At 42.5% G+C, this 25,633-nt stretch carries 22 protein-coding genes and 1 pseudogene; 13 read left to right on the top strand and 10 right to left on the bottom strand.

Features of this window, described 5'->3' with window-relative positions:
* Positions 1–48: 48 nt before the first annotated feature.
* On the bottom strand, positions 49–1,215 hold the full coding sequence (fliB, locus tag AB5618_RS03990) for a flagellin lysine-N-methylase (RefSeq protein WP_368366507.1): 1,167 nt from the start codon (positions 1,213–1,215) through the stop codon (positions 49–51).
* A 407-nt stretch (positions 1,216–1,622) separates the two neighbouring features.
* On the opposite strand from fliB, the gene AB5618_RS03985 reads away from it, so the two are divergent.
* The gene (locus AB5618_RS03985) at positions 1,623–4,049 is read left to right on the top strand and encodes an HD domain-containing phosphohydrolase (protein WP_368366506.1); all 2,427 of its coding nucleotides are present in this window, start codon (positions 1,623–1,625) and stop codon (positions 4,047–4,049) included.
* A gap of 88 nt (positions 4,050–4,137) precedes the next feature.
* On the opposite strand, the gene glgD is transcribed toward AB5618_RS03985, so the two are convergent.
* The 3 genes from glgD to AB5618_RS03970 form a co-directional block, all read right to left on the bottom strand.
* On the bottom strand, positions 4,138–5,253 hold the full coding sequence (gene glgD, locus AB5618_RS03980; protein WP_226837781.1) for a glucose-1-phosphate adenylyltransferase subunit GlgD: 1,116 nt from the start codon (positions 5,251–5,253) through the stop codon (positions 4,138–4,140).
* A gap of 1 nt (position 5,254) precedes the next feature.
* The gene (locus AB5618_RS03975; RefSeq protein WP_368366505.1) at positions 5,255–6,397 is read right to left on the bottom strand and encodes a glucose-1-phosphate adenylyltransferase; all 1,143 of its coding nucleotides are present in this window, start codon (positions 6,395–6,397) and stop codon (positions 5,255–5,257) included.
* A gap of 155 nt (positions 6,398–6,552) precedes the next feature.
* Positions 6,553–6,783, bottom strand: coding sequence for a hypothetical protein (locus AB5618_RS03970; protein ID WP_226855360.1), 231 nt, complete (start codon positions 6,781–6,783; stop codon positions 6,553–6,555).
* A gap of 403 nt (positions 6,784–7,186) precedes the next feature.
* On the opposite strand from AB5618_RS03970, the gene AB5618_RS03965 reads away from it, so the two are divergent.
* Positions 7,187–9,217 carry a diguanylate cyclase gene (locus AB5618_RS03965; protein ID WP_368366504.1) on the top strand — a complete coding sequence of 677 codons (2,031 nt, stop codon included), beginning with the start codon at positions 7,187–7,189 and terminating at the stop codon, positions 9,215–9,217.
* Between the two features lie 46 nt (positions 9,218–9,263).
* Here AB5618_RS03965 and AB5618_RS03960 read toward each other — a convergent pair whose 3' ends face one another.
* The gene (locus tag AB5618_RS03960; RefSeq protein WP_368366503.1) at positions 9,264–10,403 is read right to left on the bottom strand and encodes a glycosyltransferase family 2 protein; all 1,140 of its coding nucleotides are present in this window, start codon (positions 10,401–10,403) and stop codon (positions 9,264–9,266) included.
* 38 nt (positions 10,404–10,441) lie between these two features.
* Here AB5618_RS03960 and AB5618_RS03955 point away from each other — a divergent pair, with 38 nt between their 5' ends.
* Together AB5618_RS03955 and AB5618_RS03950 are read left to right on the top strand one after the other, a co-directional pair.
* Positions 10,442–10,552 (top strand): DUF6783 domain-containing protein, encoded by a 111-nt coding sequence (locus AB5618_RS03955; protein ID WP_368366521.1) that lies wholly within the window; start codon positions 10,442–10,444, stop codon positions 10,550–10,552.
* An 874-nt stretch (positions 10,553–11,426) separates the two neighbouring features.
* The gene (locus AB5618_RS03950) at positions 11,427–11,600 is read left to right on the top strand and encodes a DUF6783 domain-containing protein (protein ID WP_368366520.1); all 174 of its coding nucleotides are present in this window, start codon (positions 11,427–11,429) and stop codon (positions 11,598–11,600) included.
* A gap of 1,599 nt (positions 11,601–13,199) precedes the next feature.
* Here the strand turns inward: AB5618_RS03950 and AB5618_RS03945 are convergent.
* Positions 13,200–13,598: pseudogene (locus AB5618_RS03945) on the bottom strand (glycosyltransferase family 2 protein); the annotation flags it as partial.
* 366 nt (positions 13,599–13,964) lie between these two features.
* On the opposite strand from AB5618_RS03945, the gene AB5618_RS03940 reads away from it, so the two are divergent.
* The 3 genes from AB5618_RS03940 (at position 13,965) to dprA (ending at position 15,898) form a co-directional block, all read left to right on the top strand.
* Positions 13,965–14,567, top strand: coding sequence for a GTP pyrophosphokinase family protein (locus tag AB5618_RS03940; RefSeq protein ID WP_148463591.1), 603 nt, complete (start codon positions 13,965–13,967; stop codon positions 14,565–14,567).
* A 265-nt stretch (positions 14,568–14,832) separates the two neighbouring features.
* Complete coding sequence (locus AB5618_RS03935) at positions 14,833–15,159, top strand: phosphoribosyltransferase (RefSeq protein WP_173735418.1); 327 nt, start codon at positions 14,833–14,835, stop codon at positions 15,157–15,159.
* A 13-nt stretch (positions 15,160–15,172) separates the two neighbouring features.
* Positions 15,173–15,898: a DNA-processing protein DprA gene (dprA, locus tag AB5618_RS03930; protein ID WP_173735417.1), complete on the top strand. Its 726-nt coding sequence runs from the start codon at positions 15,173–15,175 to the stop codon at positions 15,896–15,898.
* Between the two features lie 290 nt (positions 15,899–16,188).
* Here the strand turns inward: dprA and AB5618_RS03925 are convergent, their stop codons facing one another.
* From AB5618_RS03925 to AB5618_RS03915, 3 genes are all read right to left on the bottom strand, one after another.
* Positions 16,189–16,647, bottom strand: a complete 459-nt coding sequence (locus tag AB5618_RS03925) for a transposase (RefSeq protein ID WP_207728032.1) — start codon at positions 16,645–16,647, stop codon at positions 16,189–16,191.
* A 44-nt stretch (positions 16,648–16,691) separates the two neighbouring features.
* Positions 16,692–17,525, bottom strand: coding sequence for a hypothetical protein (locus AB5618_RS03920; protein WP_368366502.1), 834 nt, complete (start codon positions 17,523–17,525; stop codon positions 16,692–16,694).
* A gap of 125 nt (positions 17,526–17,650) precedes the next feature.
* Positions 17,651–17,902, bottom strand: coding sequence for a hypothetical protein (locus AB5618_RS03915; RefSeq protein WP_368366501.1), 252 nt, complete (start codon positions 17,900–17,902; stop codon positions 17,651–17,653).
* Positions 17,903–18,029: 127 nt separating this feature from the next.
* On the opposite strand from AB5618_RS03915, the gene AB5618_RS03910 reads away from it, so the two are divergent.
* The 5 genes from AB5618_RS03910 to AB5618_RS03890 all read left to right on the top strand — a co-directional run bounded on the left by AB5618_RS03910 (position 18,030) and on the right by AB5618_RS03890 (position 23,648).
* Positions 18,030–18,734 carry a recombinase family protein gene (locus tag AB5618_RS03910; RefSeq protein WP_148463594.1) on the top strand — a complete coding sequence of 235 codons (705 nt, stop codon included), beginning with the start codon at positions 18,030–18,032 and terminating at the stop codon, positions 18,732–18,734.
* Positions 18,735–19,259: 525 nt separating this feature from the next.
* Entirely contained in the window at positions 19,260–19,520 is a 261-nt protein-coding gene (locus AB5618_RS03905) for a hypothetical protein (RefSeq protein ID WP_148463595.1), read from the top strand.
* On the top strand, positions 19,517–21,619 hold the full coding sequence (locus AB5618_RS03900; RefSeq protein WP_368366500.1) for a hypothetical protein: 2,103 nt from the start codon (positions 19,517–19,519) through the stop codon (positions 21,617–21,619). The genes AB5618_RS03905 and AB5618_RS03900 overlap by 4 nt, the downstream gene beginning before the upstream one ends.
* Positions 21,620–22,088: 469 nt before the next feature.
* Positions 22,089–22,604 carry a hypothetical protein gene (locus AB5618_RS03895; RefSeq protein WP_148463597.1) on the top strand — a complete coding sequence of 172 codons (516 nt, stop codon included), beginning with the start codon at positions 22,089–22,091 and terminating at the stop codon, positions 22,602–22,604.
* 228 nt (positions 22,605–22,832) lie between these two features.
* Positions 22,833–23,648: a Tfp pilus assembly protein FimT/FimU gene (locus AB5618_RS03890; RefSeq protein ID WP_368366499.1), complete on the top strand. Its 816-nt coding sequence runs from the start codon at positions 22,833–22,835 to the stop codon at positions 23,646–23,648.
* A 182-nt stretch (positions 23,649–23,830) separates the two neighbouring features.
* On the opposite strand, the gene AB5618_RS03885 is transcribed toward AB5618_RS03890, so the two are convergent.
* A complete protein-coding gene (locus AB5618_RS03885) occupies positions 23,831–24,823 on the bottom strand; it encodes a type IV pilin protein (RefSeq protein ID WP_269156301.1) in 993 nt (330 codons plus the stop codon).
* Between the two features lie 563 nt (positions 24,824–25,386).
* Between AB5618_RS03885 and AB5618_RS03880 the strand changes: the two genes are divergently transcribed.
* Positions 25,387–25,605, top strand: a complete 219-nt coding sequence (locus AB5618_RS03880; protein WP_148463600.1) for a hypothetical protein — start codon at positions 25,387–25,389, stop codon at positions 25,603–25,605.
* The last annotated feature ends 28 nt before the right edge of the window (positions 25,606–25,633 follow it).

Raw genomic sequence — 25,633 nt, 5'->3', positions numbered from 1 at the left:
GTTATAGCACATATGATGAAGTGCAGTCTTATTTTCGTAAATTTCGTTTTAACAGATTTTCAGCATGTTTTCCAGAGCAAACAGCTTATCAGCAGCAAGTAAATCTTCAAACGCATTCAGGTTCAGATCTGAATGCTCCAGCTCTCTGGAGAAACGGTAACAAATATCTATCTGGTCTTCTAGACAGAACACCCGTCCATTTTTCAGGTAAGCGCCCATATCCAGCTCATGAATCAGCAGGGTACAGACCACAGCCATTTTTACCTTGGCGAAAATTTCGCCGTCGTAAACAGCACCGCAGAAATATGTGTAAATCCAATACACAAGCAGCTGCTCTTCCTGAATATTCCAGTCCGGGTAAGCCTTTTCGAAATCAGCCCGGTTCTGAGAGTAAACAGAAGCGGGGGAGACACCGGAAGATTCTGCACTGCTATAAAGCGCCTGTAAATTCTTCTTCAGAAATTCCTGCCAGCCCGGTCTTAGAACCTCCATTCGGGGAACAACCGCCTTCCACATGGTCTTCAGAAGTTCATCTGGCGCAACCTTTTTATTCATATGCTTCTGCACCCTGGAAGTAAAGGCTTCGCCATATCCGGAGGCTTTATGGCGCTCCCGGATCTCTTCCCATTTGAAAAGCTGGTTCCGGTCTACACAGCGCTGGAAATCACTGGCTGCAGCCAGTATTTTCCACATACGAAGCCGCATGGGAATCTGCCGGTTCTGCAGCACCTCAAGAAAGTATTCCCTGGTATCTTCAAGGGCAGTGAAAAGCATATAGTCAAAATCATCATAAGTTTCTTCCGGGGAGGGAACCTCCGCTGTCTGGAAGGTTACCTTTTCCCTTCTGCCAAGCAGAATCCTGGCTGCCTCCGGACAGGAAAGAGACAGGGAATATTCCCGCAGACCTTCAAATTCTTCGATGTGCCGCGGATATTTCCGACAGGTGTCGCAAAGCATTCGTTTTCCAACCTCGCTGTAGATGTCGCAAAGGCTGTCCTCATTTAAAAATGCACACCGCTTATCATACTGACGGAAAACCTTCTCCTTCCAGTCAATATCATTATGAAGGCGATTCCGGAAAGTACCCTTCACACGCTTATATTTTTTCAGGCTTTTGTCATCAATGACGATCTGCCAGCCGGCACAGCAGGTGTCGGGACAGGCACCTGCAATACAGGAAAACTCTTTATAATAATCAGGTCTTGTAATCTCCATAAAAAACCTCCTGGTAACAGTGATCAGTATATTTCAAATACAACTATTGTAACGGTATTTCAAAGCTGTGTAAATCCTCTGGACAAAAAAATTATAGATGGTTGACATTAATGCGGCGGACTGTTAAACTCATATAGGTAAAGTTAGGATCGGAAAGAACTTAGGCAGCTATTGACCAGTCCGCGAACGATAGCTTTCTGATACCTGCACTGCGATAATTAAATCTTGACAGTTCTGTTGAAATTTCCAAAACAAATTTTAAGAATTTCAGACCGAAGAAAAATTCACATGAAACGACAGAAATATCAGGACATGATAGCACCCATATTATAAAAGCTGTCAGCTTAACAGTAAAACGGAAACTGGCGTGGGGGGGGGGTACCTGCACCAGCGAGGGAAATTATAAAATGAGTGAAGTTATAACTAAACAAAAGATTCTTATAGCGGATGATTCAGAAATGAACCGCGAACTTTTAGCTGCAATTCTGGAAGAGGAATATGATATCATACAGGTGAACGACGGTGTGCAGGCAGTTGACTGCCTTCAGAGGCAGGCCGAGGAGATTTCCCTGCTTCTTCTGGATATTGTTATGCCCCACATGGATGGTTTCGAGGTTCTTTCTTATATGAATAAAGAACACTGGATTGATGCTATTCCGGTTGTGATTATTTCGTCAGAAAATTCACCTATTTACATAAAACGTGGGTATGATCTGGGCGCCACTGATTTTATCGGAAAGCCCTTTGATGCAAATATGGTATTACGCCGTTCGGCCAATGCCATACTTCTTGGAGCCAAGCAGCGCCGAATGACCAGTATTGTTTCCAATCAGATTTACGAGAGAGAAAAAAGCAGCAAGCTGATGATCAATATCCTCTCTCATATAGTGGAGTTCCGCAATGGGGAGAGCGGACTTCATGTGCTGCACATTCAGACAATCACAGAAATGCTCCTTCGCCAGCTGGTTCAGAAGGAAAATAACAGATATGCCCTGAGCAAGGAGCAGATCCGGATGATTACCACAGCCTCTGCGCTTCATGACATTGGCAAGATCAGTATTCCGGATGAAATCCTGAATAAGCCAGGCAGACTTACAGCCGAAGAATTTGCAGTAATAAAGGGACATTCCATGGCAGGAGCCAATATGCTGTCAGAACTGCCACTTGACCAGAAGGAGGAGCCTCTTGTCAAGACTGCATACGAGATCTGCCGCTGGCATCATGAACGCTACGATGGAGGCGGATATCCGGATGGATTAAAAGGGGAAGAAATCCCTGTTTCAGCACAGGTTGTGGCGTTAGCTGACGTATATGACGCATTGACCAGTGAGAGATGCTATAAAGATGCTTATTCCCATGAGAAGGCCATCGAGATGATACTGGCAGGACAGTGCGGTGCATTTAATCCGTTGATGCTGGAGTGCCTTCTGGATATTTCTTCTTCCCTGAAGAAAAAAATGGGCTATAAATCCAAGGAAAGGTATGAACAGACAGACCTTTCTGATATTGCTAGCAGATTTCACGATTTTGAGATGGATTCCTCAGAGAAAATTGTGCAGCAGCTGGAATTTGAGAGAATGCGCTATAATTTCCTGGCGGAGGGCAGCAGAAATATTGTTTTTACTTATACCATTTCACCGCCGCTACTCACCTTTAACCAGGCTGGCTGTAAACGAAGCGGGATTACAGAACCTTCATTTTCTCCATTGCAGAGCGGTGTGCTGAAAGATCTTGTGGAGGAGCAATCCCTGAAACGGCTTATCCGGAAGATTACCCAGGCCACCCGGGAAACACCGGACGTGGTAAGCAATCTTTTGCTCACAGATGGAAAAAATCCCTGCCACTACCGGTGCCAATGCAGGGTAATCTGGACGGATGGTGCTGAAAAAGGCTATACAGGCATTGTTGGAAAGCTGACAGATATTACGGATGACTATATGGTTATGGAAAACGTCCGGGAGGAAGGTTTGAAAGTCCTGGAAAAAGACCGCAGCGCAGAATTTTCCAGTTTTTATGACCGATTTAAGAAATGCGGCTTCTCCACAGATGGAACGGAAGCGTGGCTTCTGCTTCAGTACCTGCAGATCTCCTATGATCTGGTCCGATATGTAGATCCTATAACGAATAAGGTTATCCATATAGAAAAAGACGGAAAAATGTGGGAGAGTGAAACTGCCTGCTCAGACATATGGAATTGCCTGGAAAAATGCAGCAACTGTATTTCCAGACTCAGCATGCAGACCAGGAAGCGCATGACAAAGCTTGAGGTTGCAGGGGAGGATCCGTATCAGGTGGTATCCATGTATGTGGAGATTGACGGGAAGCCCTGCTGTCTGGAGATGGCTACCAGGATAGATGGTGAGTTTATGCCCGATGGGTATTCCAAGGATGAGATCTTGTCATCTGTAAGGATTCATAAGGAGAAGGTTTATATAGACCCGGTAACCGGAGTTTATAATAAACGCTATTATGTGGAGAAGCTGAGTAAAATGGACAATGCAGCAGCTCTTATGTTTGCGGATATTAAGAACTTTAAAAGGATCAATGAGAATTTCGGACATCAGGCTGGAGATGATGTGCTTCGCCAGGTTGCAGGTGTGCTTCGGGATGTTGCGGCTGGTAAAGGCGATGTGCTCAGATATTCCGGCGATGATTTTGTGACAGTATTTTTTAAGGCTACGGAAGAGGAGCTTTCCGAAATCCAGAAGGAAATGTGCAGAAGGGTAGAGGCTCTGAGATTTCCGGAGCTGCCTGGAGTGCAGCTGAAGCTTGTTACTGCCGGTACCAGTATACCAGGCAGGGTAGAGGAAATGCTGGAGCAGGTAAGAATATAAAAAGAAAGTCCCGGCGGACAAAACCGCTCGGGACTTTTGTTTTTCCTAAGTGTGTTTGATTTTCCAAACAGGCTCTGGAATGCAATATTTACAGAATATCTCTTCTCTTAATGTAGCCAGGAAGTGCCGGATCTGAGACAACCTCCTTCACATGAAGGATTTTGACCATCTTGTCTACTACCTGGTTCTCTACATGTACGCCCTCACCAATTTCAGCACCGGAAAGAACCACACTGTTTTTGATCACGGCATCCTTGTGAATGATGCAGCCACGACCGAGAATGGAATTCTCAATGGTTCCCTCCACCTGACAGCCGTTGGAAACGACAGAGTTGCGGATCTGGGCGGTCTCATAATAGTGAGTTGGACAGGAATCATTGGTACGGGTATAAATTGGCCATTCCGGATCGAAAAGTGTCTGCGCAGCCTTGATATCGATCAGATCCATATTGGCATCGTAATAACTCTGGAAATCTGTGATGGAAGCGAAGAAGCCGCGGTGGGAAACTCCTCTTACATCCAGCTCATTATGCAGCTCATTGATAATGTCTGCAAGAGTAAAGGCTGAAGAAATTGCCTTTGCCTTGCGGATCAGCTCGATAAACAGATCCTTTTTCATAATGTAGGTGTCCATGAAAATATTGCGGTTCTTGGCATTTCCGTGGTTTGGCTCAATGGAGAGCACACCCTTCTGCTTGTTCAAATTCAGGATATTACAGTTCAGATAAGCATCCTTCGCATTGTCTACTGCGTGATAAAGCAGGGTAATGTCAGCCTCAGACTGAATATGCTGATCGATCAGCTTGGAAAAATCAGCGGTATAAACCATGTAATCTGGTGTGATTACTACATACGGATGATGCATTTCTTTGATACATTCCATATTTTCGTAATAGGAAGCAATATCGGTGTTGTAGATATTGTTTCTCTGGTCGCTGTCAGTGAAAAGAACCTGCAGCCGTCCGCTCTTGGAGTTAATGTTATAATGACGTCCGGTGCCGATATGGGAAACCAGAGTTCTTGGTTTCTCTTTCACGTAGACCTGAATGCGGTCAATGCCGCTGTTGCTCAGGTTGGAAATCGGGAAGTCGACCATACGGTATCTGCCCAGGAATGAGAAAGCTCCGATTGGACGGTAGTCCTCAAGTCCCTCTACACGGATGTTTCTGGATGATGAGTTTACAATTCCAAATGCCTTATACATATTATTCGGCCCCCTTTACTCGTTTCGCGATCAGCTCGATGTGCTCACTGTCAGCACTTCCTACAAGAGCACCCTTGCCGATGTTTACGCCATTGGCAACAAGGGCACGTATTACGACAGCACCATCCTCCACAATAGCACCTGGCATAAGTACACTGTCAATTACCTTTGCACCTGGTCTCACCCTGGCTCCGGTAAAGACTACGGAATTGGTAACCTCGCCTTCAATTACACAGCCCTGGGTTATGTAAGCGTTCTGGATCCTGGCCTCTGTGCCAATATACTGCGGAAGTGCGGTTACATCTTCGGTGTAAATTTTCCAGGTAAGGTCGCTTAAATCCAGCTCATTATCCGGGCTGAGAAGATCCATATTTGCTTCCCAGAGAGAATCTATGGTTCCAACATCCTTCCAGTAGCCCTTGAAACGGTAAGCGAAAAGACGTTTCTCATCGCCAAGAAGAGTAGGGATGATGTCCTTGCCAAAGTCATGGTTGGAATCCGGGTTCTTCATATCTGCAAGAAGCAGCTTGCGAAGAAGCTTCCAGTTAAAAATATAGATACCCATAGAGGCAAGATTGCTCTCAGGTACTGGCGGCTTCTCAACAAACTCGGTGATACGGTCTGTTTCGCCGTCAGTATTCATAATACCGAAACGGCTGGCTTCCTTAAGAGGAACCTCGATAACGGCGATGGTAGCATCGGCCTGTCTCTCTTTATGGAAGGCAAGCATCTTGTCATAATTCATTTTATAAATGTGGTCACCGGAAAGTACCAGAAGGTATTCCGGATCATACTGATCTATAAAATCAATGTTCTGGGAAATCGCGTCGGCTGTTCCGCGATATACGTCGAGTCCGGTGTCTGCTTTCTCACGAGGCGGAAGTACATATACACCGCTGTCCTTGGAATCCAGTCCCCAACGTCCGCCGGCTGCAACATAACTGTTCAGCTCAACTGACTCATACTGTGTCAGTACGCCTACTACATCGATGCCACTGTTGGCACAGTTACTGAGGGGGAAATCAATGATACGGTATTTACCGCCGTAGGAAACTGCCGGTTTAGCCACTTTGTTGGTAAGATCGTGAAGACGGCTGCCACGGCCGCCTGCCAGAATCATTGCTAACATACTGTTCTGTTTCATGGTGAACCCTCACTTTCATTTCTTTAAGGCTGCTGTTCGCGGAACTGTATCTGCAAACAGGAATGCTTTAAGCCATATTATACAATATTTTCGATAAAAATACAATTTTTTTGTGCAAAAACATTGTAAAATCCGGATGAAATTTAGCTAAATATTTACTGGTAATTCTGTAGACTTTTCACAGCTTCGATGTCTTCCTGCTGTACTTTCAGGTTGGAAGTGAAAGTTCTGCCATCTGGTGTGGTGATCTGAATCTCGATCACGGTTCCCTCGGAAATGCCGGCCTGCTGTACGGCGGAAATAAATTGTGGGAATTTCGGGTGACGCCTTGTAAAAGCGTTCCACAGGTTCTTAAGTTCAAGTAATTTCATGGGGTTAATTGCCATTTTTTATCCTTCCTATCAGGCGTCAGAGTGTGTTTGAAAAATCAATTCCGCAAGCTGCATACCTCACTTTGCAGCTCGCAGAAAGTCCTTTTTAATATGCTCTGGGACGATTGAAACGGTTACCTCTATAACCGATAAAATCCAATTCTTTACTGCTTTAATTTGCAGATCCGCGCTTGATGCCTAAAGTATACCAGAAAAAAATCTGCACTGCAATGAGAGAGGAAAAGATTCATATATTTAGCGAAAATTCACAAAGCGACTTTACATACTATAGGAAACATTGTTATAATAGACGAAAGCAAAAAGCTGATTTTGGATAAAAAAGAACGTGAAAAACAGATGAAGTGCGATATGAAGGAGAAAGAAAAAATATCAAATTTTTGCAGCAAGAGGTGTGAAGATGGAAGAAAAAAAGAGGTATAATCTTGGAGTCCTCATCGGAGGAGTGCATACCTATTTTCCAAAAGAGCATATCAAGGGGATTTCTGAGGCGGCGGCAGAGCTGGATGTAAATGTCTGTTTTTTTCTGGGAACCCGGACTAAGGACTTTTTTGAAGATGTCCTGGGCAGCAAACAGAAAAATTCCTATGACTATCAATTTAATACCATACATGACTACAGCCTGATCGGCGGACTGGATGGTCTGATCATTAATTATGGAACACTGGGAATCCAGCTGCGGGAGGATGATCCCAACGAATTTGCCCGGAAATATAATGGGATCACCACGGTTTTTCTTACAGAAGTCGTGGATGTGCCCAATTGTCACTCCCTGATCTGTGACAACAAAGGTGGTATTGCGATGGTCATTTCTCATCTGGTGGAAGAGCATCATCTGTCCAGAATCCTGTTCGTGGCAGGACCGGAGCATAACACAGACGCCATTGAGCGTAAGGAAGCTTATCTGGAAACCATGAAGAAATACGGGCTTCCTGTAACCCCTGAAATGATTGCCCAGGGGGACTATTCCGAGTTTGTGGACAAACAGGTGGAACGCCTTCTGGATAGCAACCCGGATGCCCAGGCCATTGTATTTGCCAATGATGAGATGGCTTTTGCCGGCTATCGTGTCTGCGAGAAGCGTGGGCTTGTGGTTGGCAAGGATATTATGATTACCGGATTTGATGACTGTGAGCGTGCATCCGGGATGGAACCGCCCCTTACTACAATTCAGCAGGACGGAGAGCTTATGGGTAAAATGGCAGTCTACGATCTGGTAAACCGCCTGGATGGAAAAGATCCCGGAAAAGAAGCTGTATCCAGACGCGTGCCGGTTTCTTTTGTAAAAAGAGAGTCCTGCGGCTGTGTGTCAGAGGATGTTTCGAGGAAAGAGACACCTATGGGGCTTGGTGCCCAGGTGCACAGGCTGAATAAGATCATTACCGGAATGAAGCTGGAGCTGATCAGTTTTCAGAGGAAATCCTGGTTTATTCCGGTTCTTGCCCGGGATTTAAACGACTGCATGGATGACGAGCAGGCTTTTCTGAAGGAAATTATGGAGAAAATGCGGGAGCTTCATACAAGATGTACTCATCTTTTTCTTCTGGATGAACCGATTGTTTACGATGGAAAACGGAAGTGGACCTGCCCTTATAACCTTCATCTTGCTGCCAGCTATGAGAATGGCAGAATCATTACCAAGGCGGCTTATGAAAGACCTCTGGTTATGAAGGAAAACGGAATCTGTGATCTGATGGAGGACGAAGAGCGCCACCAGTTTATGGTTTTTCTTCTTTTTTCCGGGGAGAAGCAGTATGGACTTCTGGCCTGTGACATTGACCAGGAGGATTTCCCGTTCTTCTATGTGATCAGCCTGCAGATTGGTCTGTCCCTGCATTATCTGGAGATAAGCAAGGCAGAGGCGGCCAGACGGCTGGAGATGTCCAGAGATATGGAAGAGATTAAGGAGAAAAACCGCGTTCTTGGTATTATTTCCGAGTATGATGAGCTGACCGGACTTCTGAATCTGCGCGGGTTTATGGAGCACACCAAGCGGGTTTGCCAGGCTGGGAATGGCCAGAGGGCATATATGATCTATGGTGATCTGGATCACTTAAAAGAGATTAACGACACCTGGGGGCATCCGGCAGGGAACTTTGCCCTTAGGAGTGTTGCCGAAATATTAAAGGGATGTCTGCGCAGCAATGATATTCTGGGCCGTGTGGGCGGTGATGAATATATTATCATGCTGGAATGCGAGGAAGCCGACTTCGGAGAGAAGTTCCGGGAGCGTGTGAAGATGGCATGTAAGCTGTTTAATGAAAAATCCGGCAAGCCCTTCCTGGTGGAGATTTCCCTTGGAATTGCCGAGTTCCGCCCAAATATTTCAACAGACATCCAGCAGGTGATTTCCCTTGCAGACCAGCAGCTTTATGAGGCAAAGAAGCACAGGAAGAAGTCGGTGAGCAGGATGAATAACGAAGGTGCATGAGGCAAAGAGAAACCACCAGTTGAACTAACTGGTGGTTTCTGACGAATCAATGCTTAAAATGGGAGAGCAGTTTTTTTAATACACCTGACCGTTTAGAGGTACTGTCTGTGGCGGGGGCTTCCTGGATGCGGTGGCAGAAGTCAGCCAGGGTGGTGCACTGGGGCATGATTAGTTTGGCTTGTTTTTTGAATTGGGTAATATTGTTATAATTTTTTGTAAGGGTCTCAAATTCCGGAAGAAAAGTGAGATAATCGTAGTACCACTTGAAAGAAGGCGGGAATGCTTCAAGAGGCGAAATATCAAGCTTCTGCGCAAACGCCTGGGTCTGCGCAGTAATCTCTTCTGAAATTTCCGGAATTTTCTTGTATTTGCGATACCAGATAAAAATGTCAATCAGCTCACGCTCCATTACGATGGCCAGCTCACGGCCCTGAATATTGTATTTGGTACATTGGTTCATGATCAATTGCCAGGAATCAAATTCACAATGGAAGTTTCTGGCACGGTTTCCTACAAGGGATGCGCTGTTATTCACACGGTAACGGACAATCTGCTCGTGAGTGAGCCAGATCCTGTTGGCAGTGAATACGGCTTCGCTGTAGAAGGAGCGGTCGTTGACACAGATCAGATTGTTAAAGCGAAGCCCCTTTTCCAAAATGAATTTCCGTTTGTAAATGGCATTCCATGGAACTACACTGATGTGGCTGAAAATTTCAGGAGCCTGGTGGAAATTCAGAACTTTATCGAAGCACTCAGCGGGCACGTCAGACAGTGCAAAAAGCGGGGTATCGGAAAGCTCGCCGGTCTCATTGTCAAAGCAGACGGCGCAGCCCTTTACCATGTCGGCATCCGCCTGTTCAGCAATGGACAGGTATTTCTGGTAGACACCTTTTTCTACAAGGTCATCTGCATCAAGAAAGTGAAGGTAATCACCATGGGCTTCTTCGATTCCCTTATTTCGACAGGCTCCTGCAAACCGGGTCTTTTCGTTGAGGAAAAGGCGGATGCGGGAGTCTTTTTGCTGGTAATCTTTTATGAGGGCAACAGAAGCGTCGGTGGATGCGTCATCCACACAGATCACCTCCAGCTCCTCTGGATTTCCCAGATCCTGCTGCAATACACTGTCCAAAGTGGCTGTGATGTATTTCTCAGCATTGTGAACCGGGATGATAGTGGTTAATTTCATAGGTAAATCCTTTCGTAAGGAATGGGTTATAAAAAAGCATTCCCACAAATTGTGACGCACATCTTGTAGAAAGCCTTTTCCAAACACGCCCTAGAGCATTCCTTTATCTTTATTTTTGCCAGAGCTTTGTGTCAGCTTCAATCCGGTAAGCTCGGCAGGCAATTCCAGACTTCCTGTATCCTTTAACATTCTGCAAAGAAATGCAATCTGGTGTCTGTAAGGTCTTGAGGTACTGTAGCGCTCTGGGTTAAAGGTGTCAAAAGTATAGGACGCTTTTGGCGCAGCAGCCAGAAGCGTAGCAACCGTTTTTATACTATCTGTGGAAGTGATTACGACTTCATCGAATCTTGTCTCTCCCATGCACTTCTTATATTCTTCCTTCCCCAAGTCCAAAATATGGGACAATGGATAGAATGAGAAAAGTCCCATCCGGCTGGTGAGCACACTTGCCAGCTTCCAGCGGTTACCTTTTTCGGGATCCGGCTTCAATGGCAGGCTGGAACAGTCAGGTGATAACTGTGCCAGATATTTGGCAGAGTCTGTATTGCGGAAATCATTGTATGCAAGCCAGAATTCTTTTTCCGGTGCCTGTGCAGCCAGGGCATTAAAATCCCGAACCAGATTCTGGGAAAGCTTCCGCCCTGTAAAGAACAAGACGCGTGTGCGAGGTGCCGGTACATCATCGGAAGAAGCTGGAGCATAATAGGGCAGCGGTCGTCCGTTTAAGAGAGAATCTGCAATATCTGTGAGAAGATATTGTGGGGATTCCTCGAAAATAGTGGCTTCTCCAGAGGAATTCTTTGCTGCCTGTAAATCATGATTGTTTTCCATTTGCAGAGAGCTTTTTTTCGAAGAATTCCAATTGTGCTCCTGGGAACTGAACCCATGGTCTGTATCAGAAGTAAACTGGTCAAAAGGTGCTGAATGTAAAGCTTCATTTGTGACCATCTTCTCAGACATCAGTTCTAACTGTCCGATATATCGTACTAACTCCGGCACATTATCAAATGCGGGATATTCCGGGTGAAATATATCACAAAGTGTGGAGTGCAGATTGCAGGAATGATTTTTCAAACAGGCTCCAGAGCTCTCGGGCAGACAGGAAGTGGTTTCCTGCAGGACAGGAGCAGCTGGTACAGTCTGATGGTCACTGGTTGCATTTTCGTGTCGAAGAAATGTACCGCACAGAAATCGTAGAATCTGTGTGCCTGTGGTGAATCTGGCAGAAAGTGCATTGTGATAATCCGATATAAAAATATCACACGCCGCAGCGAAATCCGGTACATCGAAATCTTTTGGCATTTCTTTTATATGTCTAAATTCAGAAAAATCAATTTCCCTTTCATGGTCCAGATGCAGATACAAAACCTGATGATCGGAAAGTTCACAGTCAAATATGTAGAGGGCTGCCATGAAATTCCGGAATGCCTGCTCAGTGTCTGCAATATAGGACCCTGGAAGCAGCGGTGCATACAAAATAGTCTGCATGGAATCCATCTGCAGGCTGCGGCGGAGCTTTTCCCTGTGTGATTCATTGGGAATCAATGGAATGTGGGTGGAAGAACCGATAATGTAAGGCGTTTTGCAGATATTAGCTGTCATACATTCCTGCAGGTAAATATCCCGGTTCTGTACATTGTTAAAATACAGGCAGTCTGCCATAAACATAGTATGCTGCCAAAGCCCTGTATCAGCGGTGGAATCCGGTGTGTTCAGAACGGTTTCCGGATACAGATTGTGTCCGCAGTAAAGCAGCACAAACTGTCCCTCTTCCTTCCGGAAATAGTAGGGCAAAGGTCCGTCTGTGATCACGTAGCCGGAGAGTGCAAGTACTTTGCCGTATTCTTCGCTGTCCGGGCACACCAGAGTAATATTCTCAGACAGAGCTGTGCTGTCGGAAAGATAGCGGTTCAGAAGAGCCTGGAACAGGGCATGCTTCTCCTGAGTCAGGGAGACAATGATCTGGTGCTCTCCAAAATTCCTCAGAAGATGCACAAGTAATTTCAATATCCAGGTAGGAATTTCTTTTCCACGGCTGGCTTCCAGAAGAATCTGCTCCGGATCAGGAGCAAGGCTTCCGGTATAGGCAAAGCCATAAAACTGGGAGGAAGTTTTTTCCCGGTGGATCATCTCAGCAGGCTGATAGCTGGGAGATGTTTTGTGAGAAAGCTTGTAATCCTTTATCCAGGCTTTCTGCTGCTGTACGGTCATTCCGTTGCAGGCCTCTATGAAAGAAATCATTTCCTGTCTGGAACCATAAAGACAGAGCAACCGCCCAATATGTGGCGGAAGTGAATATCGGACATAATGATTGTTCTCCCAGTCCGGAATATTGGATTCCATATAATCGAAAAGCTCATTGATCAATTGCAGCTTCAGTTCTTTCTGGTTAGTCTCATAGTTGGTGAGCAGCTTCCAGAAACGGTAGAAAAAATGGCGCACAGCAATGAAATCCAGTTCTGCCTGATACTGCTCAAACAGCCCCAGCTTCTCCATTTCTTCCTTCATAAAAATAATGGCATTCCGGATGTGAAGGGTGGAAGGCGTGAGACGGCTGAGGAATCCTACATTTTTTCTGTAATTATAGAAGCACTGATCCACGTATCCGATGGAACGGGCTTTCACAGCCAGAAGATAGGCCACCGGAAGATCTTCGAACCGGATTCCTTCCGGGAAACAAAGTCCGTTAAACAGATCTTTGTGAATGAACTTGATCCATGGGTATGGAGAAATCGCAGGTAATTCATAAGGCTTGTCTGCAACGCGGAAGTTCTGATTATGGCAGGATGCAATGTATTCCTTACGGACTCCGGTCTCAGAGTCTACATTATAGTAACGGAAAAGAACCAGGTCGTTTCCGTCAGCGGTAGCTTTTTCATAAAGAAGTCTGCAGGCGTCAGGCTCTACGAAGTCATCGCTGTCTACAAACCAGACATATTCTCCATGGGAATGGGCAAAACCGTAATTTCGTGCCCTGCTGACGCCGTGGTTCTCTGTGGAAAATATAAAAAGCTTCTCCGGATTTAACGACTGATAAGCCTGCAGAATCTGCAGGCTTCCATCTGTACTGCCATCATTGACAGCTACGATCTCTATTTCCTCAAGTGTCTGTGCCAATAAGCTGTCCAGGCACGCGCTCAGGTATTTTTCCACGTTATACACCGGTAAAATGATGCTGACTTTAAAAGACTTCATCAAAAACTCTCTACCCCATTCCTAATTCCGATATTTCAAGTCAAAATTGCAGTTATTTCGTCAATCTTTTACCTATAATAGTACCAGTTCGACAGGGGGATTTCAAGGGGAAAAGGAAGGGAGTGAACAGTAATTTATTTGTTACTGTTCACTCCGTTCACAGTAACGCGCTTCGCGATGCACAGAAATCATGCATTCGCATGATTTCGCGCCGCAATTCTCGGGTTTTCTGTGAACTTTGTTCACAAAAAACGCCTCGCGGAACGTTACCAGTGAACAGTAACATTTATTTTCTGTTTATTTCGTTCTCACCAAATGAACACATTTATATAGTACCATGGGAAACGAGAAGGAGGGTTTTTACTTATGACTGACAAGGAGTATTATGAGCTTATTCAGCCGTATGAGGATGCGATGAAGCTATTGCTGACACGTCTGGAAGTGCTGAACCACTCTATTTATAAAACAAAGACGGGGAAACCCGTTCATAACATACAGTACCGGATCAAAAAGAAGGACAGCATTGAGGAAAAACTGGTGCGTCATGGCTTCGAGCCAACCTTGGAAAATGCCAAGGATCAGTTGCAGGATATTGCGGGGGTGCGTATTATCTGCTATTTTGTTGGGGATGTGAATAATCTGGTAAACATGTTAAAGAAGCAGCCCGACCTTATTTTCATCCGTGAGAGAAACTATATTGAGAACCCCAAGCCCAACGGTTATCGCAGCCATCATGTCATTCTCGGCGTAAATGTCTGCTGTCTGGATGCAAACGAATACTATCCGGTAGAAATCCAGCTGCGAACCATCTCCATGGACTTCTGGGCCGCCATGGAACACCGCGTCTCCTACAAGAAACAATACGACAACAAAGAACAACGTGTGGCCGAACTCCTTCAATACTCCAATATACTGGAAAAGATGGAAAAGGAGTTTGAGAAATATAATGATCATCCGGTTGAAATGTGAGTAGCAATCTGATAAAATAAAGAAAACATTTGTTCGAAGGAGGCTATAAACATGGTGTTTGTAAATGAAGCATGGAACGGAACTGGTGAAATTGTAGTTTACAGTAACTATCATAAATATTGGCTGGACAGAGAACGAAAGATAAAGAATCCATTGTTTGATGTGTTTAGCGGGAAAATATTGGATTTGAAGGATAAGAAACCATCGGCGATTAAATATTTTTACAATTTACTGGATTGTGAGATATGCCCCGGAGTAACTATTTGTGTGGTACCTTCCAGTAATGCGGAAAAAAAGAGAATCCGGAATTGGAAAACTAGGAGAAATGCTTGCTGCCAATGGAAGGGATAATAAAGTATATTTTTTAAGAAGAAGCCATTCAATCAACAAGCTTGCAACAGGAGGAAGCAGGAATCTGTCAGTTCATATGCAGTCTATTGATACGGTAGAGGATATAGACATAAGCGCAGACATTGTATTATTGATGGATGACGTAACTACAACTGGAAACTCTCTGTATGTCTGCAAAGAAATTTTATTAAATCGTGGAGCCGCTAATGTAGAAATGTTTGCATTGGGTAAGGCAATATAAAATGGAAAAGCTTATGGAAGAAAAGAAAACAACACTATGGCAGGAAATAAAAATCTGTCGAGTTGATGAAACAAATTATCCACATGATTTGAAAAAAATAAAAGACCGGCCAGAGGTTTTGTACTATAGAGGAAATATTGATATTTTGAATGAGCATAAAAGTATTGCGGTTGTAGGATCACGTAAGATATCGGCTGTAGGTGCTAAGTTGGCTTATAATGCGGGCAGTATTATAGGCAAAAATGGTTTTAATCTTGTAAATGGTCTTGCACTTGGCTGTGATGCAGAAGCTCTAAAGGGGGCTCTGGCAGCAGGGGGGAAATGCGCAGTGGTTCTTCCTTGCGGAATAAATGAAATATATCCGAAATCTAATCAATGGATTGCAGAAGAAGTTTTAAAGCAGGGCGGATGTCTTATTAGCGAATATCCCGAAGGAACAAGACCTGAGAAATATCGTTTCGTGCAGCGCGACCGACTTCAAAGTGGCATGTCTCAGGGGGTTCTGGTAGTAGAAGCTATGGAAAAAAGTGGTACTATGCATACTGCAGAGTATGCAAAAAAACAGAATCGCCGCCTGGCTTGTTATTATCACGGTTTGTTGAAATATTCTACAGGAAATAATGTTTTGGAGAATTTATATCAGGCAGCAGTGATTAAAACCAATGAGGATTTAGAGAACTATTTATGTGAAATTGCAGATATAGAAGAATATACGCAATTGAGTTTTGATTTTGTATAACTATTTCCCCACGAGAAACAGAAAAGCAGCATTGTTTCTCGTGGGAATTTTTATGTTCTGTTTTAGTACAAATTTTATTGAAAAATATTCTACATCATTTCTACTTTTTTATCTTATTTTTTGTACGGAATAAATGGCAAAAATGCCGTAGTTCGCATACTCTTTTCATATTCTAACAGTTGCGAAAGACCCTGACTTTTGCAGCTAAATGGATATAAAACACCCGTCAAACCCAGTAAATACAGGGCTTGGCGGGCTTTCTGCTTTGTCAGATTTTCATGGTGTTTTTTCTATTTTTGGGTCTTTGCTAAAACTTTTTTTATTTCCCCTAGCGTACGGATACGTTTTCCAAAATCAATATCTGTAACTCTTTCGATATCTTTTAAAACTTCATCGTAATAATCAAACAGATAATAGTTTTGCTGGATTAGGCTGCATTTGGCTTTTGACAGAGATTCCAAAATAGTTCCGATGCTGTATTTTCGCTCCAGTTTATTTTCCAGTATTCTAGCGATTGTCAAAGCTACAAAACAGGTAAGGAAATGTGCTTCGATATGTTCTTTTGTCCAGACATACACGGGTCTGGCTTCCAGTTCACTTTTGGTTACTTTAAAAGATTCCTCAATTCTCCATAAACCTCGGTACATATCGATAATCTCGTCGTCAGATGTCTCCATTTCGCTGGTTAAGAGCATGTAGTAACCATCCAGTGATTCTTCCTCCCGGATTTTGTCCTCATCAATGTCCAGCCCAGAAGAGGCGGTAAGGATTTCTCCGGTTTCTTTGTCATAGTCTATTTTTTGACATATTTTGCAGCACCATAAGACGTGGCTCTTATATAATTCCCTGGATTTTTTGCCAGGTCTCTTGCTTTTGTCAGTGCAGCTTCACGCTCTGCTTTTGCTCGTTTGGCATATTTTTCACTCCAGAAGACAACCTGTTTCTCATTTACCTGCTTTTTTATTTTTTTGCCCGAAACAGAGGATACTTGGATTGTTCTTGGAGACTTGCGGGATTTCCGCTTGTATTCTGTACCAAGCCATTCATAACCTTCCTGTTCCAGAACATAGTCCTTGATGCTTTTTTCTGCGCCCCGGATGGACATACTGAAAACATATCCGTCATGAGTGGGCGTGTTGATCGTGTACCAGATGTTATCACCTGTTGTCATTCCTTTGTCAGCAACGGAAATGACTCTGCCAAGATCAAACTGCTTTTTGATGCGTCCAAAGTTAGGTCTGTAGGTCAGACAGTCATTGGTATTTCCGGGAAAAAGTTCATAAGTAATAGGAATTCCCTGATTATCCATGAAAAGTCCCATCTGCACAATTGGATTTGGACGATGTTCTTTTGAAACTCCTTTACGGAGAAAATCGGTTTGCTCATCTGTCTCAAAATAGTAGTTTGTAACATCATAATAGATGAGGCTGGTATCCCTGCCATAATTCTCTTTGATATGGTCATTTAGCCAGATCTGCAAGTTTTCTTTATGTTTGTCAAGGAAAGACAGACAGCGGTAAACATCGTCTAAAGAGTAGTCTGTTTTCTCAAAGAAATGTTCCCGATCATCATAGGAAGATTTCTTTGAAGCAGGGAAAAGAAGTCTGGAATAGACCAGCATCTTCATGATGGTATTGGCATCATACTGTTCTTTTGAGCGGCGCTGCCGGTTCGTTAGGAAAGTATGGAGACCGAGCTCATGGTAGATCTGGCTCAGTGCAGCATAGCCAAAGTTTTTTCTCAGCTTGTCACCTAAACAAAGGCGATCAGAATCGTAAAAAGTAAAGTGGATGGGAGCCTGTCTGGCTGCTTTTCAGCTTTTAGCGGCTCGACTCTTTTTTGAAAGTGAGCAATAGGGTCATCATATTTTTTTTCTAATTCGTCTAGCCGGCCAATAGATTCTACTGTTTTCTGGCGGGAGCATTTCTTAGCTTTATCGTAATAGGTGTCAACAATGGAAAGGCGAATCCGACCATTCAGGTTTGGTGTTTTTTTGAGGTACATAGCAAGCACTCCGTTTCGTATAATATTTATTGCACCACAAAACGATACAAAACGCTAGTAAAATATGACGAAATTTAAAAATAAAAAAAGCCTGAAAGCAAGGAAACAAAAGGCTTTCAAGCGATAAGTGAGCATATGTTACTGCAAAACTGTGGTGCATGGCGAATCTCGTTGGGCTGCGGTTTCGGTCGTTCGCATCCTTCAAAATGAAAAGTACAAGGGAGATCTGCTTATGCAGAAGTATTATATCCGGGATTTTCTTACGAAAGAGCTGGAAAAGAACGATGGAAAACTGACACAGTATTATGTGGAAAATGATCATGAAGCAATCATAGAGCGGGAAATATGGGACGCGGCACAGCTGGAAATCAACAGAATCAAAGAGTTTAAACGGAATCATCAGATCCGGGAATTGGGAAGCAGCAGTCTGGAACCTTTTTATGGAAAAATTTTTTGTGGGTGCTGTGGCGGAAGGATGGTGAAGAAGAGTAGAAAAAGTGTGTGGCGTTGCATAAATTCCGGCAAAGAAAAGGGTGGATTTTGTAAAGCCAAGCCTGTTGAGGGGCATAAGATGGAAGAATACGTAAGCGCTGCCTGGGCACAGCTGGTATCCCAGAGAGAAAATCTTCTGTCAGGTTGGGAGAAAGATATTGCTCAGGGAAATGCCCTGGAGCGCTTACGCGCAGCACAGATGAAAGAGCTGACCGAAAAGTATCCTGACTGGTTCCAGGTGGCGAAGAATACGAGAATGGTGATCGGGGAAATTATAATTGGGGGTGATAAGGGGTGTGAGATTTTGTTTATGGATGGCGTAAGGCTGGTGACGGATTAGAGCGTGTTTGAAAAATCATTCCCGTTACCAGGGGAATAGGCTGTGAAGAAAGAAAGCAAAAGAATTTAGCAGACTTTCGAAAAATACTTGTAAATCAAGAACTTCAATGTTATTATGATAAAAAGCATATTTCTCATATAGTTCAAGGCATATCCGCCATCTGATTTATCTAATCACACATCAGAAATCCATGCTTTTTACCCATTAACGAAGAAGAGCAGGAGTTCTGAATGAAAGGTATGTATGCTTAGCTTGTCTTTTCTGACTCCTGCAAAGAAAAGGAGGACCAGCCTATGGTAAACAGAAACTACAAGGTCACGATATTCCGGATGCTATGAAGGCAGTAACAGGGAATTGATGGAACAGTGCCAGATACTAAGGGAATATGCAATATATGTAGCGCGGGTTCGTAAATATGCAAAATATATGCAACTGGAAACAGCTGTAAAAAAAGCTGTAGATGAATGTATTCAGGAGGAAATTCTGGAAGAATTTCTTCGGAAAAATAGAGCGGAGGTTATCGCAGTGAGTATATTTGAATATGACAAAGAAGAGGAAGAACGTAAACTGAGAAAAGCTGAGTTTGAGGCTGGTGAGCAAAGCGGAATACAAAAAGGAATACAAAAAGGAATACAAGAGGGAATACAGGAAGGAAAGGAATTGAAAACAAAAGAAATTGTCAATTCGTTACTTCAGGATGGAATGGGCATTGAAAAGATTGCGGCTTTACTGAAAATTAGCAAAGAACATGTTTTGGAATTAGCAGGAAGGAGCAAAAATTTATGAAAAAGAATTACCACCTCCACCGGCTGATTCGTTTTTGCCTGATGATTTCCCTGCTTCTGCTGTGCAGTACAAGCCAGGTATTTGCTGCAGCAAAGGTAAATGTGAAAAACACCAAAATCAAATTATCAGCCACCAAACTCACCTACAATCAAAAAGTCCAGCGCCCGAAGGTAAGCGTCACCTATAAGGGCAAAGTCCTGAAAGAGAAGAAAAACTATGTTCTGAAATATTCCAAGGGCTGCAAAAAGGTAGGCACCTATACGGTTCAGATTATTGGAAAAGGTGCTTATGCCGGCAAAGTGAAAAAGCAGTTTACCATTTTGCCTCCAAAGACCCAGGTAATGGGTGGTTATGTTGGAAAAAAGACTGTCAGTGTGATAATAAAAAGGCAAACCGCTCAGACCAGCGGTTACCAGCTGCGCTATGCCACAAATTCCAAATTAAAAAATGCGAAAACCATAACAGTCAAAGGAAACAAAAACAACACCGTTTCCCTCAATGGACTGAAAGCCGGAACTACATATTATATGCAGGCCCGTACCTACATGGCCATTAAAGGAAAGAAATATTATTCCAAATGGTCTTCCACAGAACATTGCAAAACAAGCGGAAAGTTAAAAGAAAATACTTCAAATACAACGCCTACCCCTAAGCCGGTTCCGAAATTAACGCTCGAAGAGGGAAAAGCAAATATAACCCTGGAAAGCGGAAGATATTATGAGATTGAAACGTCAAATGGAATCAAAGACATTAATATTTCTGATCCGGCTGTTGTATATTCCACAGATGAAGCTGAAGGCGGAAACAGCCACTTATTTGCGACGCTTGAGCCTGGGAAATGCGTGATTACCATCACGGATATTTATGGACAAAAAATTACTTCCACGGTTTCAGTTACCCAGAAGCTATACAATCCGCATACCGAGACTTCTTATGTAGTGACATCTGAAACCGTTGACAGCACCCTTCCTGTTCCAGCCATCAAGTCAATAGATTATGGTGACGGATGGGTGGATTTGAACTGTCCGGGAACTTTTTCCCAGTCAGATCCCTATGTTGGTTACGAAGGTTATCTTTCTTACAATGATAAGTTTGCATACAGTGTTCAGGATATGCGAACAATCGGTGAAGATGACGGGATAGGAAGTGTGAGTTTCTATTATTTAGACTCAGGCCGCAGTTATTATGCAAAAGTACGTTCTTACACCATCCGCAATAATGTAAAAGTCGTTGGACCGTGGAGCGAAATTCGTAAAGTAGATTTGCCAATATATGATACGAAAGGCATAACACCTGCTAAATATACCTATGAAATTTATGGTTTGGACAAGCAGAAAGCAGATATTTACACACAGTGTATCAAACCTCTTTTTATAAAAACAGACAATCAGGATCTGAATTCTTTTAGACTGATCTGTGATGGAGAAAGCCCTTTGATAAATGTGTATTCAGGTGGAACAACGCACATATATGATGATATTCCTTATGAAAACGGCGATTCCGAGACCACTTCCCTGAAAAAAGTAAAAGGCGGTTATATCGGATATGTATATTTTGAAAAAGCAGGAACTTACGATATCGAATTCCGAGAATACTCCATGTCTGGTTACACGGTTGCAAAAACAGTGGCATTAAATGTTATGGATTATGACCAGGCTGAGAAAGCATGGATGACTGACATTATCAATAAAGTTACAACTTCCGATATGACTCCATTTGAAAAAATGGACGCTGTAAGTGATTATCTCACAGAGCCAGGTCGCTTCAAATATGTAACGGTACATGGAAATTATCTGGTATCTCTGGCTGCAGAACCTAATACTCCATTTTTTGTATCTTATCGTTGGGATTCCTGCACATCACCGGCAGCCCTTTGTGATTTTGCAAAGTTAATCGGTGGTTTTGACGATATTCACAATTGTTATGGCGATTATCAGAGAGGCACTGAGGAATGGTCTCGCTGGCATTATGTGGCTAAACTTACGATAGGAAGCGAAACACGAAATTACGCCGTATGCCCGATGAGCCCAACAGGTGAAGTCGGCGAAACACAGATGATCAACCTGACAGACCTTAGTAATATGAGGAAATTTGGGTGATTTCAATTTAAATAATCCTTTTTACCGGGCAGGCCAGAAGGCATTTCTGGCCTGCTTTTCTGCACAATTCTTACGAAAATCATATACATAATCCTCAATTTTTCTGATTGACATTGCCCTTCATTAAGTCGTATACTTAATTTACTTTTACAAAAGAAAAATCTAAATCTGACCATTCGGTCAGGTAATTCCATTTCGTTATGAATATTTTGCGTGGGTATGAAATAGTTGTTGTAAAGTTATATTTTTGTATACTAATACTTGAAAAATACAAAATATATGTATATACTAATGATAGTACAAAATGTTCGTTCTTGTATTGTACACATGACTTTACATAACTTTTTCATACAAAGAAAGGAGTGTGCATGCGGGAAAAGAACGCCACATCAATTGAGTACTTTAAAGATCCACGGCGGATAGTTGATCTTCTGAATGGAATTGTTTTTCATGGCAGGCAGCCTTTAAAATGGATGATCTGACCGGAGCAAATGATTTTCCAGAAGAACTGCAGAAATTATTTTTCGAGACACCAATGCTGCTTTTTGAAGTGTATTATTTCAAAAATATACACTGGTTCCAGACCGATTTACAACAGGTTTGTGGATTTTTGCAAAGAACGAATGACAAAACGGCTTTACGGGAGTATGTAAAGGCAAATGAAGAGGTTTTCTCCAAACTAGAAGAAGACACATTTGACCTACTTACTGTAATGTCGGGAATTAGGGCCATGAAACTTATAAAGAGAGATGTTGAAACGGTGGGAGGTGAATTTGATATGTGCAAGGCGTTTGATGATATGATGAGAGACAGCAAACAGGAAGGTATTCGTGAGGGCAGACGTGAGGGCGAACGTAAGACAGAAGAACGAATGAATGAATTAATTCAAAAGTTAGTCTCTGCTGGGCGTATTAATGATTTATTGCAGGCAAGTAATAATAAAAAGTATCGAAAAAAACTGATGGCGGAGTTGGGAATTGCATAAGGGTAAAATTGGGTGGCAGCCTTTGATAGCAGCCACCCAATTTAATTCCAGAAGAATTACAATTCTTTGGGTAAATATAGTTCAACCTCAGTATTTTCATTTATTACATTGTACTTCACGAGCTTATATGTTACTCTATTCTAAGAATCGCAATTGTATTTGACTAATTCAGGCATATACAGTACTGTCGCCGATAGGAGACATATTCGTTTATGGAGCAAAGGAACTATGAAGAAAAAAAGAAAAGGTTTTACACTGGCAGAGCTTCTCATTGTTGTTGCCATAATAGCAGTATTGGTGGCAATAGGTATTCCCATATTTACCAGCCTGCTTGAAAAAAGCCGAGAAGCAGCCGATGCTGCAAATATAAGGGCACAGTATGCACAGGTTATGGATGAAGCAATTACAGTCGATGGAAATGTGAATATTGATGGAAAAGATTTTGAAAAAATCAATCTTAGGCAAAAACAGCCAGACTGGCAAACGGAGACAATCCCCAATAGTCTGGGAAATTTTTCTGTTATTGAAGGAATTCCCGGGACACAGGCGTGGGTAGAATATCATGCTGATACAGAAACGGTTTACATTAAGTTTGAGGGAGAAAGCCAAAATGGTGATAGCGGTTCAAATGGGGAAAATAATATCCTGATAGATAGCAGTTTCTGGGATAGCACAGCCGGATGGGAGGTAATAAATGCGAAATTTGAGAATGGAAAGGCAATTCTAACTCCTTTTTCTCATAAGGATAGTGTGCTAAAACAGGGTGGCGATGGAACGATTATGTTACAGGCGAATAAAAAATACAAACTTGTTGTTAATATAGAAGAGTGTGGCGCGAATCTAAAGGTCAGACTGTCTAATAGAAATGGCAATAATACCTACCTCGAACAAAATATTCAAAAATTGGGGAAATATGAATTTGATTATACACACGAAGAAGGGCGCGATGATGATGTTCGGATTTCTTTTGAAATTCCGAAAGGTCAAGAGGGAAAAGATTCTGTATGCATTACGTCAGTCTCTTTTATACAGGTAAATAATTGAAAACACAGTTTGAGCAGATGTTTAAAATTTGCAAACATAACCGGAAAGAGGAAGAAGAGCTTGGCATAGGGAATATGATGTTGGAAATACGGAAAAGAAAGTGACAAAACTGATCTCCTGTCAAGTCCATTGCAGTTTAATATTACAATGGACTTGAACAGGATATTTTTTTACTTCCATTTTCAGTTTTTATTATCTAATACTTTTACCCATTGAGAATTACCAACTCCATTAGGGACGCTTTGATTTGTACTAGTAGCCTTATAAATATATGTGTAACCCTGTGGATCAATATAAATATCCCCTTTTGACAAGTTATATATAACTCCGTTTATTGCATTTTTCCACGTATGGGGTGGATTTTTTGTAATCGCTATTAAATCGCCGTTTGCTCCATCAGGCGTCCAATAGTAATGTCCCTGATCTTGAGATGATCCAAGTTCTCGCCCTTTATATCCGTTTTCATTGGCTACGACATAATATTTAACATTGTTATTACTATCATGATAGCTAATAAGTTGACCATAATCTAAATCTATTTTTATTGTTATTCCTGCTCCAGATGCAGGTTCGCTTGGCCAATTATAACTTCCCCATTTATTTACAACTGAATCAACGTCTGTAATGGTATTATCTGGTATAGTAGGAGTTGGAGTTTCTGTAGGAAATATCGGTTGTGTTGGTACAGGAGTTAAAGTTGGATTATTACCATTATCCGTTCCCCCAGTCCAATAAAATGAAACATATTCATTCCCTGTACTTGTCTGTGGATGATATGTAATTTCACAATATCCTTTTGGTCCAGGAATACCTTTCCAATATGTGTCTCCGGCATTCGAAGATACTCCACCGATGGTAATCGGCAACGGTGTTTGCCAGTCATCTTTCTGTTGCTTTAGAGGCGTTACCATAATAGAATAGGTACCATCCATTTCTTTGTATATTTTCTGTCCGCTGTCTTTCGTATACGTAGCACTGGTATCCCCCGTAATCGCCGCCATCATCACTTCCGCATAAGCCGACCTAACATCAGAAAGATCCACCGCTTCACGGCTTCTTTCAAGTTGGCTTGTAAAGATGGGAATGGCGATGGCAACCAATACACCAATTATTGCCACAACGATTAAAAGTTCTGCCAGCGTAAAACCTCTGTCAGACTTCAATTTTCTTTTCATAAACATCCCTTTTTCTTATATATTTGGTGATAAAAAGCATATTCTTTCTTTTTAATGATAGCATATAGCCTTTTAGAAATCCATTTGCATTTTCGACAAAATAAGTTGTAATTTTCGTAACATTTGCGAATCAAACAAAAAGACAATAATTATCCAAAACAAGATATCAACTAATATAAAATTTTTTGCACAAGCTGTGCTTGAAAGCCAGTAATTCATATTTTTTGATGCTTTTGAGTGAAACAAAATAAAGCACTTGAAAACTTTAGAATACAATGCCATTATAATAAAAAATATATATTTAATATAATCTATAACATATCTTATATCCGATTTATCTAATCGCATTTCAGAAATTTATGCTTTTAAATCCGTTGAAAATGAAAAAAGCAGGAGTTCTGAATGCGATTGCTGAATGTTAAATGAGGTATGTATTTTCAGACGCCTGTCAGAAGAAAAAACACCGGGCAACCTATATGCCGAACATACCGTTGCGAGATTTTTTTATATATCAGCTGAAATTGAGCAAACAGGAAGTACGATCCAAAGGAGGCGGATTTGACATGTGTAAAGCGATTAAAGAGATGCTGCGAGTTAGTAGACAGGAAGGAGAACAGGAAGGGCGCCAGGAAGGGCGTCAGAAAGGACGATTGGAAGGGCAAGATGGAATGGCGACCTTGAGTGAGAAACTTATTTTGGCAGACCGTGTCAGCAAGCTGTTAAAAGCAAGCACCGATCGGGAGTATCGAAATAAGTTACTGGTGGAGTTTGGTTTGGCGTGAGAATGGCGCTAAATCATGTGAATACATG

Origin of the sequence: Ruminococcus sp. J1101004sp1_RTP21198st1_B9_RTP21198_201120, from assembly GCF_040924245.1 — a bacterium.
GTDB lineage: Bacteria > Bacillota > Clostridia > Lachnospirales > Lachnospiraceae > Blautia_A > Blautia_A faecis.
This window is presented reverse-complemented; position numbering and strand designations above follow the sequence as displayed.